Raw genomic sequence first — 17,321 nt, forward strand, 5'->3', positions numbered from 1 at the left:
TAGAAACTGTAAACGATGAACTCAAGAACATCTGTCAAGTCGAACATTCCAGACATAGGTCTTTCGAAAACTTCATCACCAACCTTATTTCAGGATTGATTGCCTACTCCTTCTTCCCCAAAAAGCCTGCAATCAAATATCAACCCGTCAAAACAAGCCAATTAGCCGCTTTTTAAAATCGAACTCAGGTTAATGGATTTGGGAAGGCGAAAATGTTGGCTGATCACATAGGCTACCTTGAAATCACCGGCTTCCATAACCCTGTTAGCGCCTTCAGGGCCGACTTGACCAAGCAAATGACGCTGCTGTCAGGAGCCAAAGCCGTGATTCTTGACCTTCGTAACAACGGTGGGGGTTCGCCAGAAGCAGTGCAGCTTATCTCCAGTTATTTTTTCGATAGAAACAAGCCTGTTCATCTTAATACGCTTTATTTCCGGAACAGAGATTCCAGTACCGATTTTTACACTCTACAGAACATTGAAGGGCCCGATCTCCAAAGTAAGCCGCTTTTGATACTTACAAGCGACTACACTTTTTCAGCGGCTGAGGAATTTACCTACAACATGCAGTCGCTTAAGCGAGCCACCATTGTGGGTGAAACAACGGGCGGCGGGGCGCATCCTGTTAACCGGCACACCATTTCAGAAGCAATTGTGGCCATCATTCCCGTCGGTCGGGCCATCAATCCCATAACAAAAACCAATTGGGAAGGTGTCGGCATAAAGCCTGACGTGGAGGTTGATGAAGAAAATGCGCTTGATAAGGCAGTAGAGCTGCTTTCCGGCTCCTAATATTTTTTTAGCAAGGACTAATTCCTAATTTGAAATCGACAAATTTCAACTCTTCTATGTTTACCATCGACGCCCACCTTGACCTGTCCATGAACGCCATGGAATGGAACAGGGATATAAGACTTCCAGTAGCTGACATCAATAAAAGGGAGCAAGGGCTGACCGACAAACCTGACAGGGCCAAGGCTGTAGTTTCGCTGCCTGAGCTACGCCGGGGAAATATCGGCTTGGTGGTGGCCACGCAAATTGCCCGCTATGTATCGCCTGGCAATCCTTTGCCCGGCTGGCATTCACCTGAGCAAGCCTGGGCGCAAACGCAAGGCCAACTAGCCTGGTACAACGCCATGGAGGAAGCCGGTGAAATGACTCAGATTGCCAACCTCTCCTCACTCGATACGCATATCGCCTTGTGGAACAATGGGCAGCCAAATGAGAGTAAGCCTGTAGGCTATATCTTGAGTTTGGAGGGAGCAGACTCCATCGTCACCGTTGCTCATCTTGAGAGAGCCTATGCTTATGGGCTGAGAGCATTGGGCCCGGCGCATTATGGGCCCGGCCGTTATGCTCAGGGTACCGACGCCACGGGAGGGCTCGGCCCAAAAGGCCGGGAATTGTTGAAAGAAATGGAGCGGCTGGGCATTATTCTGGATGCTACTCACCTGTGCGACCACAGCTTTTGGGAAGCTTTAGAACACTACCATGGGCCTGTTTGGGCCAGCCACAACAACTGCCGTGCGTTGGTTAACCACAACCGCCAGTTCAGCGATGAGCAAATCAAAGAGTTGATCGACCGGGGTGCTGTCATTGGCGGGGCGCTGGATGCCTGGATGATGGTGCCCGGCTGGGTGCGGGGCCAATCGACTCCCCGGGCGATGAATTGCAATCTTGAAAAAATGATTGACCACATGGATCACATCTGTCAGCTGGCGGGCAATGCTCTGCACATTGGCATTGGATCCGACTTGGATGGTGCCTTTGGGAAAGAGCAATGTCCGTACGATTTGAACACCATAGCTGACCTGCAAACAGTGCCAGATTTGCTGGTCAGGCGAGGTTACACGGAAAAAGACATTGAGCACGTGATGCACGGTAATTGGCTTCGGTTTCTTCAAAAGGCCTGGGCTGGGAAAGATTGACGAGCTAAAGTTTCATTCAAAGCGCTTAAGTCATATATTTAGCGAACCACAATGAGTGATTTAGAAGAGGGTAGGATAAGTGGCGGGATGCCGCTTATTGTTACAACCTTCAAAAACGCCGTCAACCTTAAGACTCATGTTGCTGAGGAGAGATAATTTTAGACAGTTCATCTTTCTGAGTAAGAGCGCTGTCTGCCTTCTTTTGCTGGCTCTTTTTCTCCCTGAAAGAGGTGCTGGACAGGGTACGGACAAGCCTGATTCATCCATTGTCGATGAGCTTTCGTCAAAAGCAGATGTTGCCATGCTGTCCAATGTGGACTCGGGCTTCTTCTATGCTAAAAAACTGTTGGATCTTGGCGAGCAGCAAGAGTTTGACTATGCCAAAGCGAGAGGGTATGAGAAGCTTGGCTGGACACACTGGGTGGAGGGAAACTACGCTGACGGGCTGAAAAATGCTTTGGATGCCATCAGGATTTTCGAACAGTACGGCCCCTCCGAAGGCCTCGTCAGTGCATTTTTATCTGCCGGGAGAAACCTTTTTGAGCAACGCAGCTACACCATGGCACTGACCTATTATCAACGGTCGGAGGTTTTAGCACAAGAACTGGTGCTGGAGAAGCCGCTGATAGAGGCCTACAGAGACCTTGGTGGTATTTCTATCTCTCTTGGCGACTACGAAAAAGGCCTTGACTATTGCACCCGTGGCCTGGCGATCGCTAACCGGCTGGGATTGAGGTCATCTATTCCGATATTTTATAGCCATATAGCACTCATTCATTTTAATCAGGGCGACGTTGAGCAGTCGGTGGATTATAATTGGCGGGCCATACTGGAAGGGAGGCTGACAGGCAACCGCCGCATAGTGGCACTTGGCTTTGAGCGCCTGGCCAATATCGATCTTCAGCAGGGGTTGTACGATGAAGCCATCCGCAAAGGAAAAGAAACACTTGAGATGGGGCAGGAGCTTGGTTCCTCGCTGATAGCCATGCGGGCTTATATGGTGCTTTCCAGAGGGTATGAAGGCAAGCGAGACTATGAGAAGTCCCTCACTAACTACAAGCTATATATTGAGATCAGCGATAGCACTTACAACGCTGACAAGGAAAGCATCATAGCGTCCATTGAGGCTGTATATGACCTCGAAAGCAAGCAGGGGGAAATAGAACTGCTTGAAACGGAAAGGGCGCTTAATGAACAGGAGTCAAAGGCCAAAAACTACTACATCATTCTGTCCCTTGTAGCCATTGGCCTTCTCATTGCTTTGACCTTTGCTTTGTTCAGAGCTTCCAGGTTCCAGAACGAACACAATAGCGAACTGCAAGCCAAGAACGCTGAAATAGCGGCACAAGCCAAAAAGCTTGGAGAGATGAATGCCACAAAATCGAAGATTTTTTCGATCATTGGCCATGACCTCCGGAATTCGGTGGCCAATTTGAAACAGCTGCTGGATCTACTGAATAGTAGGAAGATCACCTTGAAGGAACTTAAGGAAGTGGCACCCGAGGCAAAACAAAGTGTTGACGCTTCATTTGACGTGCTCGACAACCTCCTTCATTGGGGATTGACACAAATGAACGGTATAAGAACGAGCATAGCACCTGCGTTGCTTCAACCGATTCTGGCGGAGATCACCTCTCATTTCAAGCTTTTTGTTGAAAGGAAAAACATATCCCTCACCTTCCAGTCACCCGGTAACCTTATGGTATTGGGTGATGCTCCTCAGCTAACTGTTGTGCTCCGAAACCTGGTTGGCAACGCCATAAAGTTTACCAAAACTGGTGGGGCTATTGTGGTTCAGGCAAAGGACATGGGAGATAGGGTAAGAATTTGCGTGAAAGACAACGGTGTCGGTATTTCTGAAGACAAACTGAAACTCCTTTTTAAGCACGAAACTCACTACTCAGAATCCGGCACCAACGATGAAAAAGGAACCGGCTTAGGCTTGCTTCTATGCTACGAATTTGTTGAGAATATGGGCAGCCACCTTCAGGTGGAAACCGCCGTTGGCAAGGGCACCACCTTCTTTTTTGATATGAAAAAAGCCTGATACAGCTTTTCTAACTTATGCTATTCTTTCTTGAGAATGGGCTAACTTTGTGCTATGGGTGAGCATGTGAATAAAATACTCAGCATTTTGGAGAACGACCCAGTGTTTGCCATTGTTGGTAAAGCTGCAGACGAGCTGGGTGTGGAGGCGTACGTTGTTGGTGGGTTTGTGAGAGATATTTTTCTGAATCGTCCATCCAAGGATCTTGATTTTGTATGTGTTGGCAGTGGTATTGCGCTCGCAGAGCAAGTGGCCAACAGCATCAAGGGCAAATCAAACCTCAGTATTTTCAAAAACTTCGGCACTGCTCAGGTCAAGTGGGGTGAGTATGAGCTTGAGTTTGTTGGAGCCCGCAAGGAAAGCTATCGATCCGACAGCCGTAAGCCCCTTGTAGAAGATGGCACCCTGCAGGATGATCAAAACCGCAGGGACTTCACCATCAACGCCATGGCCATTTGCCTGAACAAGAAGAGGTTTGGCGAGCTTGTCGACCCTTTCAATGGCATTGAAGACCTGCGCAAAAAAACAATCAGAACACCGCTGGATCCCGATATCACTTTTTCGGACGACCCCTTGAGAATCATGCGGGGCATCAGGTTTGCTGCGCAGCTTGGCTTCGATATTGCGCCCGATACCATGGAAGGCATCACCAGAAATGCCCATAGGCTAGAAATTGTTTCAATGGAGCGGGTAACAGATGAGTTAAATAAAATCATTCTTTCAAACCCGCCTTCTTATGGCTTCCAGCTCATGTTTCATGCCGGTGTCCTCAAGTTTGTCTTTCCTGAAATGGTTGATCTTTATGGCGTAGAGGTGATCAATGGCAAGGCACACAAGGACAACTTCTTTCATACCCTGAAAGTGCTCGATAATGTTAGTCGGGTTACCGGCGACCTGTGGTTGCGCTGGGCAGCCATTATGCACGACATCGCCAAGCCAGCCACAAAGCGCTTCAACGACAAAGTGGGTTGGACCTTCCACGGCCACGAAGACAGAGGTGCCCGCATGGTACCCAAAATTTTCAGAAGGATGCGCCTGCCCATGGACTTAAAAATGAAGTATGTGCAAAAGCTGGTCAGGCTGCACTTAAGACCAATAGCGCTTGTAAAAAGGGAAGTGACTGATTCTGCCATCCGTCGCCTGTTGTTCGAAGCGGGGGATGATGTGGAGGACTTGATGAAGCTATGCAAGGCCGACATTACCAGCAAGGATCACAACCGGGTGCAGCGCTACCTGAGTAATTTTGAACTGGTAGAACAGAAAATGGCGGAGGTAGAAGGTAAAGACCATGTTCGGAACTTCCAGCCACCAGTTTCCGGCGAAATGATCATGGAGGCCTTTGGCATTCCTCCTTCCAAGCCCATTGGGGAGATCAAAGAAGTGATCAAGGAAGCGATCATGGAAGGAGAAATCCGCAATGAATTTGAGCCTGCCTATGAGCTGATGCTGAAAACAGGGCTGAAGATGGGCCTGAAGCCCGTAAAGGAGTTGAAAAACTAGCAGACTGGCTAAATCGTGTAGCCGGGCTGACTGCCTATCGATTTAGGTAGCAGGATCGGTTAAATGTTGTTAAATCGTGCGGAAATATTTCGTGATTCAACTGAGGAAGTTAATTTCGGGATTGTTAAAGAAGCTTATTAATTAAGAAAAATATGAAAAGAGTAGTTGGTACGTTGATGTTGGTGTTTTTTGGAGCGGTTGCAGCCTTTGCTCAGGATTCGCCTCAGTCCACGCCTGAGTTCAAAAGGAACAAGCAAGTGTTTGAAATGGCCTCTTTGTTCAACGATGCTGCCGTAGCCAGAACAGCGCTGTATAACATGATTGCCATTGATAGCAAAAATCCAGCGCTACTAGACTCACTGGCTCTTTTATACTACGAATTTCAAAATTATTCATCTGCCGCCATCGTGACTCAGGCAGCACTGCGGGCCAACCCCAGCAACCCATTGATGCTGGAACTTTCTGCTATTTGCTACGAAAGCCTTGGCTTGCCCGACAGAGCACTCGCACAGTACGAAACGCTTTACATGAAAGAAAATAACCCTTTGACACTCTACAAAATGGCGTTTCTTCAGCTACAGGTGAAGCACTACGTGGAAGTAAACACGTCAGCGGATATTCTGCTGGCAAAGCCGGAATTGAAGGAGACCAAGATTGTGTTTCCTAAAGCAGATGAAACCACGCAGGAAGTAAGCATGCATGCTGCTTTATATAACCTCAAAGGGCTGGCCGCGAAGGCTCAGGGAGACAATGTTGGAGCCAAAGCCATGTTTGATAAAGCGCTGGAGGTGTCCCCCGATTTTGAAATAGCTTTGAAAAACGCTCAGGAAGCAGTCTCTAAGTAAATCTCACCTTTCAAATTCTCCAGCCTGCGGAATCTATAAAGGAATTCTGCCAGGTAAAAAGCGCCTACACCGGTGGAGATATGCCATAGAAAATGCGTGCCCATGGGCAGTGCATTTTCCTTCCAGGCATCCAGCTCCCTGAAAACAAGCGCTAGCACGAACAGCGCTATCGAAGCCCCTATTATTCCCGCATAACGGTACTTAATCTTGTTTAGCAGCAGCAAAATTGGCAGAAAAAGGAGGGTGCCTGTGATGGCGTATGAGATATTGAGTGCGGTATGAGGTGACACAATAAAATACATGCCATACCTGATGCCCGCCGCAGGCACAATGATATAGATGATTTGCCACCACTTGGGCAATACTTTGATCCAAAAGTAAATGCTGAGCGAGATGGTCAAAACGGCTGTGGGGAAGACGTCCAGCCACAGGAAAAACTCACTATTGCGGAATGCATGAAAGAGTGTGCTGCCAAGTCCGCCCAAAAACAGTAACGGCATGCAGTAAGCAAGGAAAAGGTAGTTCTTCAACTCTTTGTTAAGCTTGAACGCCCAATAAACTGCCGGGAGTAGAATGAGCAGCGAGGAAATAGCATTCCATGGCTCTACTATGATCCATTCAGGATGAAATTCATGGTACACGGGCCCCCCGTCAGGCAGGCTGGCAAAGTACCGTGCATGCTCTGTATTGTTGGGTAAATCAATTACCTGCATAGTTAATCACCTCATTTACTTCTACTTGCGTCCCGTTGATCGGGGATATGTGCCGAACACATAAAGTTCTGAACAAAATAGACGTTAAAACACTTACTAAATAGTATACCAGGCGACAGGAAGTGATGTTCATCATTTGTTTCAGGCAAATTTTCGCACTTCTCATTCGCTTAACAACACAAAGTTATCATGAATTTATCACGCCCAACAATATTCTTTATTGCAGGACTCATTTTATTTACTTCAGCGGATATTGCCGCTCAAAGGGAAGGAGGAAAAGCGGATGTTGTAGGGAAGATCGTTGATGCAGGTAGCGGCGACCCTCTGGAATTTGCTACGGTTTCCTTCTATACGCCCGACTCCAGCCTTGTATCCGGCGTTGTTACCGACCTCCAGGGCCAGTTTAAAATTGAGCTGGCACCCGGGTCTTATTACAGCCTGGTGCAGTTTGTTTCATACGAAGACAAGTATTTCTCAGGAATAACCTTAGCGGAGGGGCAGAAACGTATGAATCTGGGCACCATAGCTGTGGAAGCAGACAGTGAAACCTTGCAGGAAGTGGTGGTGGAGGCAGAGAGAGGCCAAATGGAAATGAGCTTCGACAAACGCATATTTAACGTGAGCAAAGACCCAAGCAATGTGGGACGAACTGCCACACAACTGCTCGACAACGTGCCGTCAGTTACCGTTGACACCGATGGAAATGTGGCGCTTCGGGGAAGCCAGAACGTAAGAATTTTGATTGATGGAAAACCATCCGGGCTGGTGGGGATCAGCGGTTCAAACGGGCTCCAGTCGTTGCAGGGAAGCCTGATCGAAAGCATTGAAGTAGTGACAAATCCTTCGGTTCGTTATCAAGCGGAAGGATCGGCGGGTATTATCAACATCGTGCTGAAAAAGGATGATAGAAACGGGGTAAATGGATCTTTTGAATTGAATGCTGGCTACCCGGCCAACTATGGAGCCAGCGCCAATGTCAACTTTCGCAGAGAGAAAATAAACTACTTTGTCAACTACGGGGCTAACTACCGGGAGAGCCCGGGCGGAGGTAGCTCCTTTCAGCGATATACGCTTCCCGACACCTCATTTATTACACGAAGAACCGAAGACAGGACCAGGGGAGGCTGGGCACACAACCTGCGAGCCGGAGCCGATTTCTTTGTGACCCCAAAAGACATCATTACAGTATCGGGAGTGGTGAGGTACGAAGACGGAGAGAATGTGAATAATCTGATTTACGAAGACTTTAATAGCAACGACGTGTTGCAGAACAGAACGGGTCGGGTCAATACCGAGCAGGAAAATGAACTGAACTCAGAGGTGACGCTGAACTACGAGCGGTCGTTTGACGATAAAGACCGCAAACTAACGGCATATGCCCAATTCAGGGATAATAACGAAACAGAAGACTCTGATATCGAACAACGTTTACTCGAAGGCGAAGACATAGATATGATTATGTTGCGCCAGCGGTCGCTCAATGATGAAACGGAAAGGAACATTCTGATTCAATCCGACTATGTGCATCCTTTTTCAAAGGATGGCAAGTTCGAGGCAGGGTTCAGGAGCACATTGAGAAGAATCAATACCAGTTATCTGGTAGAAGAGCAGGACTCGGTTGGCACCTGGAATAATCTCGTGAACTTCACCAATGATTTCAGATATACGGAGAATGTGCATGCTGTGTACGGCCTGATCGCTAATCGCCATGGCAAGGTGTCGTACCAGGCTGGTTTGAGAGCCGAGCTATCCGATATCCAGACGTTGTTGCTGCAAACCGACGAAACAAACAATCGGCTTTATGCCAACCTTTTCCCAAGTATCCATGCCAACTATCATCTCAACGAAACCCACTCCTGGCAGGTAAGCTACAGCCGCAGGATCAGTCGGCCAAGGTTCCGGGAGCTGAACCCTTTCTCTTCTTTTAGCGATGCAAGGAACATACGCACGGGTAATCCGAACCTGAATCCCGAATTCACCAACAGCTATGAAATTGGCTATTTGGTCAATGGAAAAACGTCTACCATATACGCTGGCGTGTACAACCGCCGAACCAGTGACGTGAGCCAGAGAGTGAATTACGTGGATTCCGATGGTGTAACGTTCTCACAGCCGCTCAACCTCGCTTTCGAAAATGCTTTTGGCGTAGAGTCAAATATTTCCAAAGACTGGTTTGACTGGTGGACATCAAGCGTCAACTTTAACTTCTACCGGAGTATCATAGAAGGGGACTTTAATGGAGAGTCGCTCAACGCCGACACCTACACGTGGAGTGGGAGGGTAAACTCCAGGGTGACACTTTGGAAGAAAATCAACTACCAGGTGAATGCTTTCTACAGAGCGCCTCAAAATACGCCTCAAGGTGAAAGGCTGGCCTACTATGCCATCGACATGGGGCTGAACAGAGACATCCTCAACGGCAATGGCACTATCAACTTGAGTGTGAGGGATATACTCAACTCCAGAAAGTGGAGGGGCATCACTCAGGGAGAAACATTTTATCAGGAAAGCGAATTTCAGTGGCGTGCCCGCCAGTTTATGGTCAGCTTTGTTTACCGCCTCAACCAAAAGAAAAGAGGAGGAGGCCGGGAGGAAAGAGAGGACTTCGAAGGTGGCGAAGGCGACTTCTAGACTCCAGCCGTTTTAATCACTCCTTCATAAATACCGGCTTTCCACCCACAAACGTAGCTATCACTTTGGTGTTTCGGATTTCATCGCCTGGGATGGAAAGAATATTTTTATCCAACACCACAAAGTCGGCTAGCTTTCCCGGCTCAAGGCTGCCTTTTATATTTTCCTCAAAAGAGGCGTAGGCAGCATCAACGGTATAAGCCCGGAGCGCCTGCTCCGCTGTTATCTTTTGCTCAGGCACCCAGCCGTCCGGGTCGGCACCGTCCAGGGTTTGACGGGTGACGGCGGCATAAATACCTTCCAGTGGAATGGGGGGTGCTACAAACCAGTCGCTGCCAAAAACTACCCTGGCCCCGGCATCGAGCAATGATTTGAAGGCGTAAGTTCGTTTAATGCGCTCAGCGCCAATTACTTTTTCAGCCCATCGCCCGTCGTCTATGGCGTGATAGGGTTGCACTGATGCAATGATGTTTAGCTCAGCAAACCGCACGAAATCATCAGGAAGAATATGCTGTGCATGCTCAATGCGGAAACGACGGTCTTTTGATCCGTTTTCTTTTTCTACTTCTTCAAAAATACCGAGCAGCGTGTGTATGGCTCTGTCGCCAATGGCGTGTACCATCACTTGCAGATCGGCTGAGTCGGCACTCTTGATCCACCGATGGAGGTCATCTGGCGTATTGACAAAAAAACCGGAGTCGGTGGGTGTGTCGGAAAATGGCTCGTAGAAAGCGGCTGTGTGCGAACCCAGGGAGCCGTCCACAAAGCCCTTCACGCCACCAAACCTCAGCCACTTGTCACCGCCTTTGTACGCTTCTGCATCTTTCAGGGCATTGCGCCAGCTAGCCAGCGAACCTGTCACATAAACCCTGGTGGTCATTTCTTCTTCTTTATGAAGCTGAGCATAGGCCTCGTTCATATCGTTGAGCGCATGTACCGAGGTTACACCGTGAGAGGCCACATATTCCATAGCAGTTTTGGCCGCTCTTAGCTGTTGTTTGAGAGAAGGGTCAGGCAACACTTTGTAAAAAGGTCTCCTGGCGTTGTCCTTAAAAATGCCTGTAATATTACCGGCTTCATCTCTTACAATAGTTCCTCCGGCAATATCTGCCTGCTGGTTGCTGACATTTGCCAGTTCCATGGCTTTGCTGTTGACCAGCACCATATGACCGTCCAGCCGGTTGATGAACAATGGATTTTTGGCTGTTACGCTGTCGATCCAACTTTTTTGTGGCAGTTCGCCACCCCAATTTTCGTGGTTCCAGTCACCGCCCAGTATCCACTCGCCCGGCTCAATGGTGGCTGCATAGGCTTTGATACGTTCAATAAATTCTTCGGGCGTGCCGGCGTCTCTGAGCTGCACCGACAGCAGGTTATAGCCACCGTCCATAAAGTGGGTGTGGGTATCAATGAAACCAGGGATGATCATCTGGTTATCGTAAGCTTCCATGGTAGTGTTGGAGCCTTTGTAGGCCAGCATTTCTTGCAGACTGCCTACGGCAAGTACCGTGTCGGCCTTAACCGCCATGGCTTCTGCCTGTAGATTGCTCTCATCGCCTGTCCAGATAAGCTTGGCACTCACGATCAGATCGGCTTCAATGCCCCTGGAGCACCCAACGCTAATTATTAAAATGGCAATAAGTGCAAATAATTTATTCATGGTTATAAGGGATAAGTAGTAGACTTTGAGTAAATATGCAATAAAACTGTGATTGAATAAATAGAAAAGGCTTCCTGATTTTTTGCAGAGAAATGGAAGCTTTCAACTGGAAGGATTGTCTTTTAGTAAGTGCTGTTTGCTTTATTTTTTTGGTGAGCTGTTGCAAATGCCCTGGGTTTTACATGAACTGAACCATTAGTATATCCCTAATCATGATCCAATGAAGGCTATTTACTCTTTTGTTTGCCTCGCTTGTTTGCTGGCTTCCTGCGCAAGCCAACCCGATAACTACGAACTCATCGAAGGCGAATGGAGGAATGTGTCGCTGCAACTGATCCAGCATACTATCGCCAACGGCTCAGCTGACTCCACACTGACCATCAAGAATGGCGACTGGGACAGCGTTCTCCAAATGCGCCCGATCCGAACTACCTTCAATAGCGATGGTACCTACATGTCCCGCTACTATAACCTTAGCGACTCTCTGATTTTTGAGTCGGGAGGGCATTGGCATTTCATTGGCGACAGCCTCTACCTGTCGTCCGACGAGGGCGACAATAGCTACCTTTTTCAAGTACTGGAAAACAACCAGGCCAGGTTCGTTTCCCGCCTCGACTGGGACAATGACGGCCATCCGGACGATGAGTACGACGGTATTCAGCAAAAACAATAGAACAATTTTTCACATTTAACCTCCTCATGCAACCCTCTATTTCTCCCAAGGTCTTTGGTATAGAATTTCGAAAGTTTTGGAGAAAGCAATTGCATACAGGTTGGAGGATTCACAAGCATATACAGTGACGGAGGAAGGGAAAAGCGCCGTTGTCAATATCCATCAGTCCCTTATCGACAGTTGTCGGGAGGGGAGCAGAGAGGCGCAATACCAGCTTTACAAACTGTATAACAAAGCCATGCTGAATGTGGCATGGCGGATAGTGAACAACCAATCTGATGCAGAAGACATCCTGCAGGAGTCTTTCTTAAGTGCCTTTCGCAATATTCAGTCGTACAAGGGCGACGCCACCTTTGGTGCCTGGCTAAAGCGAATAGTGGTGAACAAAGGTATCAACCACCTTCGCAAGCGAAAGCTGGAAATGAGTGACCAGGAAATTGGTGAAGTGGACGTGGCCGAAGAGCAAACTTCGGTTGAAAATGATCCTGAAGTTTTGTTAAGTGTGGAAAGGATCAAGAGAGCCATTCCACAACTTCCAGACGGTTTCAGAGCGGTGTTGTCGCTTTACCTGTTGGAAGGCTACGATCATCGTGAAATTGCGGACATATTGGGCATAACAGAATCAACATCGAAGTCGCAGTTTAATAGGGCAAAAAGCAGATTGAGAGAAATTTTGAAGTCGGAGGTGAATTATGAGTAGTCGTTTAGAAGAATTTATTCGCAACCACAAGGGGGACTTTGATGACAAGGAAGCCTCCGATAAGGTATGGGCCAACATTAGCAAAGGGCTTGATAAAGACAAAAAGGAACCTGTTCCCATGTGGAACTGGACATGGAGAGTAGCGGCAGTGTTTTTCTTTCTTACCAGTTCCTGGTTTGCGGTGGAAAAAGTGATGCAGTACAGGGAAAACGGAGGAAATGAAGTGGCTGTAAGTGAAGAGTACAAGGAGTTTGTGGAGGCTGATCACTATTACACAACATTGATCAGCCAGAAGAAACAGGAGATAGAAGACTTTCGCCTGGCCAATAGCGATCTCGAAGAAGAGTTTTTGCAGGATGTGGAGAAACTTGACTCCATGTACATGGACTTAAAAAATGAATTGAAAAGCTTTCAATATAATGAGAAACTGATGGATGCAGTAATTCGCAATCTCCAATTGCGTGTCGAAATTCTAAATCAACAAATCAGTCTTCTGCAGCGGATTCAGCAGAAAAAAGCGCAGGAGGAAGCAGTTTCTATTTAAGAGAAAGATCATGAAAAAAGGAATGTATAAACATTTGAAATATTCGGCACTGGTTCTTTGTCTGCTGTTCGTGGCAGACCTGGCGAGTGCTCAGGGCTCTGAAAAAGAGAAGAGGGTGTCGAAATCGTACAAGGTAAATGACAACCGCCTCGAGTTTTCGGTAAGGAATAAGTTCGGGAAAGTGGAGATTTCTACCTGGGACAAACCACAAATAGACGTGGAGGTGGTGATCAAAGTAGATAACCGAAATGAATCCAGGGCCATGAAGATGCTTGACCAGATCAATGTCACTATCATGGAGTCGTCGCAGGCGATTTCGTTTGAGACGAGAATCGACGGCAGTTTGAACAACCGCAACAACGAAGAGTTCGAGATCAACTACACGATTAAAATGCCTTCGAACCTGCCGCTCATAGTGAAGAACAGCTTTGGCGACACCTACATTGGTTCCTACGATGGCCCGGCCACCCTTGACATTGCTTATGGCAATATCAAAGCCGAAACATTTTCGAACGATCTCAGGCTGGAGCTATCGTTTGGTAGCGGCGACATTGCCAGCACCAAAAAGACCGATATGACGGTGAAATACAGTAAGCTCGATGTGGGCAAAGTGGGCAACGCTACTATCAATAGTCAGTTTTCGGACCTCGATATTGAAGAGCTGCTGGACGTGAACCTCGACGCCAAATATGGCAGTGTGGAATTCGGCTCGCTCAACAACATCACAGGTAGGGTGAGCTTCTCGGGCTTTGAACTCGACCTGCTTCGGAAGTCAATGGATCTGACCACCAGCTACTCTGGCGACTTCACAGTGCGCAAGGTGAGCAAGGGCTTTCAGCGCATCAGCCTCGACGGTAAGTTTGGGTCGTTTGATATTGGATTGGAAAGTGGAGCCAACGCTTCAGTAGAAGCCAACCTGAAGTACTGCGACATGTCGTACTCAGGTGTGCCCTTCGAATTCAATTATGTGGTGAAAGACCACAACAGCAAGGAGTACCGTGGCAAGCTGGGCACGGGCCAGGGTGGCACCATCAACCTCAGCAGCGACTACGGTGATGTAAGAGTAAGAACAGTGCAGTAATAAGCATATAATTCAAGTCCTTAAAGGCCGTGCCAGTGGAAACTGGGCGGCCTTTTGTGCCTTTTCCCGTCACCACTGACGCCAGATATATTTAACCCTTTGTCAGGCTTTATGTAGTTGTGCCTGGAACTATACCTTTCCATTATGTTTGCTCGTTCAGCTAATTTCTCTAAAATTGCGAGCGGGCTTTTGCTAGCAATTGCTTTCCCCTGGAACCATCAAGTTTTTTCTTTAAAAGTTCTATCAAGAATTTTCGTGCAACCACTATGTATATACCCGAGGAGAACGACCGTCACGCTCCTGATTTACTAAAACCTGGTCAGTTGAATAAGCTTTTACAGCGCCAGCTTGAACAGTTTCTTTCTGCTGGTGAAACGATACCCCCGCATCTTGAAGGGTTCCTGCAGACCGTTAGCGAAACCTACGAAAATTTTGAAAAGCAGCTGCCTGGCGAAGAAATCCGTTCTCTCGTGTCTCAGCAAATCGGCAGTATGGGTACCTGGGAATTGACTTTGGACAGCCAGAACCCTCTGAGAGGACAGTTGGATTGGTCAGAAGAGATGTACGGGATTTTCGGGTATGCCAGAAATGAGGTGCCGGTAACCCTGGAGCTCTATTTTGCTCACTTGCTACCTGCCGACAAACGGCTGGTGGAGACCACTCTTGGGCAAATGATTGCATCGGGAGAAGATTGCCGCATGGAACACTGGCTGATCAGAAAGGACGGTAGCGAATGCTTCGTGTGTCAGAGGGGAACGCTCGTGCGTGACCCGGAAAGTGGTGAGCCCCTTCGGCTGATTGCCATAGTGCACGATATTACGGACCAAAAAAGAGCGCAGGAGGAGATACAGAATAAGGAGACTCATCTTAGTATGACTCAGCGTATTGCCAGGGTGGGTAGCTGGGAGATGGGCCTGCAACAGTCGCTGAATTCGCTTGCCGGCTCTCTTCGGTTGTCTGACGAGTGTTATCGGATTCTTGGCTATGAACCAGGAGAGATTGTTCCTGACGTTCATGTAATCACTTCGCACATTCACCCGGATGATAGAAAAAGGGTGCACGCAGTAGTTGGGGAAGCAATGGCGGTATCGTCGCCTTTTGAGGTAGAATGCAGAGTGATTACCCGGCAGGGCCAGTTGCTTCATGTAGTTGGCCGTGGTGAGATAATCATTAACGGCTTGCGCAACAAGCCAGTGAAAGTGATTGGTATATTGCAAGACGTAACCGAGCAGAAGCGAGCATCTCTGTCACTGGAAGAGGCCAAGGCCAATTTTAAAAACATTCTCGAAAATACCGATACAGCATTTGTACTGCTTGACGCTGAAAGAAGAATTCTATTGTTCAACCGGCAAGCCGATGAATTGGCCAGAAGAGAGGCTGGATATGCAATGATTATTGGTGAAAAATACGAGGACATCGTGCTGCCAGGCAGGAAGGAAATAGTAAGGCAAGCACTGGAAAGTGTAGCGCTTTCGAAGCAAAAGTTGGTCTACGAGTCCCACTACGCAAATGCTGACCGCCCGGAATGCTGGTTTTCTGTAAGCATACATCCCATTGTAAGTGAAAATGATGAGCTCATCGGTATGAGCGTAGCCACCCATGAGATCACGAAAGAGAAAAATCATCTTGAGCAAATCAAGGTGAGCAATGAGAGGTACGAGTTGGTCACCAGGGCTACCAAAGATGTGATTTGGGACTGGAATCTGATGGATGACATGGTGTATCGTTCAAATACTTTCATTGAAGTGTTTGGAGGAATAAGCGTAGCCGATGAAATGCTCAAAGATGGATGGATAGAACAGGTGCATGAGGAGGATCAGGCTCGTGTGCACCAGCACATGATGAGCTGCATAGAGGACCCCCGAGCCAATGTGTGGGAAGATGAGTATCGGTTTTATCGGAAAAATGGTGAATTGGCCTACGTCAGCGACAGGGGCCTGATTATTCGCAACAGCCAGGGCCAGGCGGAGCGAATGGTAGGGGCCATGAGAGACATAACTACTCAAACGCTGCTTGAAAAGGAAAGAGACAAAATCACCAACGACCTGCTGCAACGAAACGTGGCACTTGAGCAGTTTACTTATATAGTTTCACATAACCTGAGAGGGCCTGTTGCCAACATACTTGGGCTTTCGGGGTTGCTAAAGTCCTCTGCGCTGGACGAGCAATCCTTTCAGATGTGTTTAACCTCCATGGAGTCCACCACAAAAAAACTCGATCAGGTCATTAAAGACCTGGACCAGGTATTACAGGTGCGTCAGCAGCTCACACAAACAAAGGAAAAAATAGGCCTGCGTGGACTGGTGGAAGAAATTCAAGTGATGATAGGGCATGAGCAGGGGCACAATGATATTTGGATAAATATTGATTTTTCAAAAACAGATGAGGTGTACAGTTTAAAGAGCTATTTGCACAGCATTTTTCACAACCTCATTACTAATAGTGTTAAGTACAGAAAACGTGATCAACCGCTGACTATCGACATAAAAAGTGATCAATCAAACGGGTACACCGTGCTTACCTTCAAAGACAACGGCACAGGCATAGACCTGAAAACCAATGGGGAAAAGGTTTTTGGACTGTATAAGCGATTTCATGAAAGCGTCGAAGGAAAAGGTGTGGGATTGTTTATGACCAAGACGCAGGTAGAATCGCTGGGAGGAAGAATTCACCTCCAAAGTGAACTGGGTGGTGGCACAGAGTTTACCGTCGAGCTGCCGCTTGGTTGACACTAGGGGGGCATGTCGTGCCAATGTGAGCTGAGTCGTTTTTTTTTGCATCAATCTGTATTTCTGGGGATCGAGTGTTTGGTTTGTGTGGTTAGATAAAAAAGCAAAACTGGTTCAATGCGTCTCGCCCGGCCAGGATAGGCTTGGACCTTTTGCTTTTTCATGACCACTTGGGACATTGGGTTTAAAGGTTAATTTCCCCAGATTTTCCGCTTGATCCGTTTTTTTTGTGGATTTTGCCCACAGCTTATGCATATAGCTAAATGCAGGT

The 17,321-nt window shown here is 47.8% G+C and carries 14 protein-coding genes; 12 read left to right on the forward strand and 2 right to left on the reverse strand.

What is annotated here, in order from left to right; genetic code table 11:
- From GC130_RS21805 to GC130_RS21830, 6 genes are all read left to right on the forward strand, one after another.
- Window positions 1-176, forward strand: a 176-nt coding sequence (locus tag GC130_RS21805; RefSeq protein WP_304599205.1) for a transposase, incomplete at its 5' end; no start/stop codon positions are given.
- A 36-nt stretch (window positions 177-212) separates the two neighbouring features.
- Window positions 213-791, forward strand: a complete 579-nt coding sequence (locus tag GC130_RS21810; protein ID WP_152000485.1) for a S41 family peptidase — start codon at window positions 213-215, stop codon at window positions 789-791.
- A 56-nt stretch (window positions 792-847) separates the two neighbouring features.
- Window positions 848-1,927, forward strand: a complete 1,080-nt coding sequence (locus tag GC130_RS21815) for a dipeptidase (RefSeq protein WP_152000486.1) — start codon at window positions 848-850, stop codon at window positions 1,925-1,927.
- 136 nt (window positions 1,928-2,063) lie between these two features.
- Window positions 2,064-3,974: an ATP-binding protein gene (locus tag GC130_RS21820; protein ID WP_152000487.1), complete on the forward strand. Its 1,911-nt coding sequence runs from the start codon at window positions 2,064-2,066 to the stop codon at window positions 3,972-3,974.
- 54 nt (window positions 3,975-4,028) lie between these two features.
- Complete coding sequence (locus tag GC130_RS21825) at window positions 4,029-5,474, forward strand: CCA tRNA nucleotidyltransferase (RefSeq protein ID WP_152000488.1); 1,446 nt, start codon at window positions 4,029-4,031, stop codon at window positions 5,472-5,474.
- A gap of 152 nt (window positions 5,475-5,626) precedes the next feature.
- Window positions 5,627-6,319 (forward strand): tetratricopeptide repeat protein, encoded by a 693-nt coding sequence (locus tag GC130_RS21830; RefSeq protein WP_152000489.1) that lies wholly within the window; start codon window positions 5,627-5,629, stop codon window positions 6,317-6,319.
- On the opposite strand, the gene GC130_RS21835 is transcribed toward GC130_RS21830, so the two are convergent.
- Window positions 6,298-7,032, reverse strand: coding sequence for a ceramidase domain-containing protein (locus tag GC130_RS21835; protein WP_152000490.1), 735 nt, complete (start codon window positions 7,030-7,032; stop codon window positions 6,298-6,300). The two genes, GC130_RS21830 and GC130_RS21835, sit on opposite strands and share 22 nt — an antisense overlap.
- A gap of 189 nt (window positions 7,033-7,221) precedes the next feature.
- Here GC130_RS21835 and GC130_RS21840 point away from each other — a divergent pair, with 189 nt between their 5' ends.
- Window positions 7,222-9,663 (forward strand): outer membrane beta-barrel family protein, encoded by a 2,442-nt coding sequence (locus tag GC130_RS21840; RefSeq protein ID WP_152000491.1) that lies wholly within the window; start codon window positions 7,222-7,224, stop codon window positions 9,661-9,663.
- 16 nt (window positions 9,664-9,679) lie between these two features.
- Here the strand turns inward: GC130_RS21840 and GC130_RS21845 are convergent, their stop codons facing one another.
- The gene (locus GC130_RS21845; protein WP_152000492.1) at window positions 9,680-11,323 is read right to left on the reverse strand and encodes an amidohydrolase; all 1,644 of its coding nucleotides are present in this window, start codon (window positions 11,321-11,323) and stop codon (window positions 9,680-9,682) included.
- A gap of 220 nt (window positions 11,324-11,543) precedes the next feature.
- Here GC130_RS21845 and GC130_RS21850 point away from each other — a divergent pair, with 220 nt between their 5' ends.
- From GC130_RS21850 to GC130_RS21870, 5 genes are all read left to right on the forward strand, one after another.
- A complete protein-coding gene (locus tag GC130_RS21850) occupies window positions 11,544-11,996 on the forward strand; it encodes a hypothetical protein (protein ID WP_152000493.1) in 453 nt (150 codons plus the stop codon).
- A gap of 76 nt (window positions 11,997-12,072) precedes the next feature.
- The gene (locus GC130_RS21855; RefSeq protein WP_226940571.1) at window positions 12,073-12,696 is read left to right on the forward strand and encodes an RNA polymerase sigma factor; all 624 of its coding nucleotides are present in this window, start codon (window positions 12,073-12,075) and stop codon (window positions 12,694-12,696) included.
- Window positions 12,689-13,240, forward strand: a complete 552-nt coding sequence (locus tag GC130_RS21860) for a hypothetical protein (RefSeq protein WP_152000494.1) — start codon at window positions 12,689-12,691, stop codon at window positions 13,238-13,240. Before GC130_RS21855 ends, GC130_RS21860 begins: the two co-directional genes overlap by 8 nt.
- 10 nt (window positions 13,241-13,250) lie before the next feature.
- A complete protein-coding gene (locus GC130_RS21865) occupies window positions 13,251-14,321 on the forward strand; it encodes a hypothetical protein (RefSeq protein WP_152000495.1) in 1,071 nt (356 codons plus the stop codon).
- A 323-nt stretch (window positions 14,322-14,644) separates the two neighbouring features.
- Entirely contained in the window at window positions 14,645-17,050 is a 2,406-nt protein-coding gene (locus GC130_RS21870; RefSeq protein WP_193217946.1) for a PAS domain-containing protein, read from the forward strand.
- The last annotated feature ends 271 nt before the right edge of the window (window positions 17,051-17,321 follow it).

This window comes from Imperialibacter sp. EC-SDR9 (genome assembly GCF_902498805.1).
GTDB lineage: Bacteria > Bacteroidota > Bacteroidia > Cytophagales > Cyclobacteriaceae > Imperialibacter.

Coding starts and splice junctions, on each gene's coding strand:
- GC130_RS21810 (WP_152000485.1), top strand. CDS start 213: ATGTTGGCTGATCACATAGGCTACCTTGAAATCACCGGCTTCCATAAC.
- GC130_RS21815 (WP_152000486.1), top strand. CDS start 848: ATGTTTACCATCGACGCCCACCTTGACCTGTCCATGAACGCCATGGAA.
- GC130_RS21820 (WP_152000487.1), top strand. CDS start 2,064: ATGTTGCTGAGGAGAGATAATTTTAGACAGTTCATCTTTCTGAGTAAG.
- GC130_RS21825 (WP_152000488.1), top strand. CDS start 4,029: ATGGGTGAGCATGTGAATAAAATACTCAGCATTTTGGAGAACGACCCA.
- GC130_RS21830 (WP_152000489.1), top strand. CDS start 5,627: ATGAAAAGAGTAGTTGGTACGTTGATGTTGGTGTTTTTTGGAGCGGTT.
- GC130_RS21835 (WP_152000490.1), bottom strand. CDS start 7,032: ATGCAGGTAATTGATTTACCCAACAATACAGAGCATGCACGGTACTTT.
- GC130_RS21840 (WP_152000491.1), top strand. CDS start 7,222: ATGAATTTATCACGCCCAACAATATTCTTTATTGCAGGACTCATTTTA.
- GC130_RS21845 (WP_152000492.1), bottom strand. CDS start 11,323: ATGAATAAATTATTTGCACTTATTGCCATTTTAATAATTAGCGTTGGG.
- GC130_RS21850 (WP_152000493.1), top strand. CDS start 11,544: ATGAAGGCTATTTACTCTTTTGTTTGCCTCGCTTGTTTGCTGGCTTCC.
- GC130_RS21860 (WP_152000494.1), top strand. CDS start 12,689: ATGAGTAGTCGTTTAGAAGAATTTATTCGCAACCACAAGGGGGACTTT.
- GC130_RS21865 (WP_152000495.1), top strand. CDS start 13,251: ATGAAAAAAGGAATGTATAAACATTTGAAATATTCGGCACTGGTTCTT.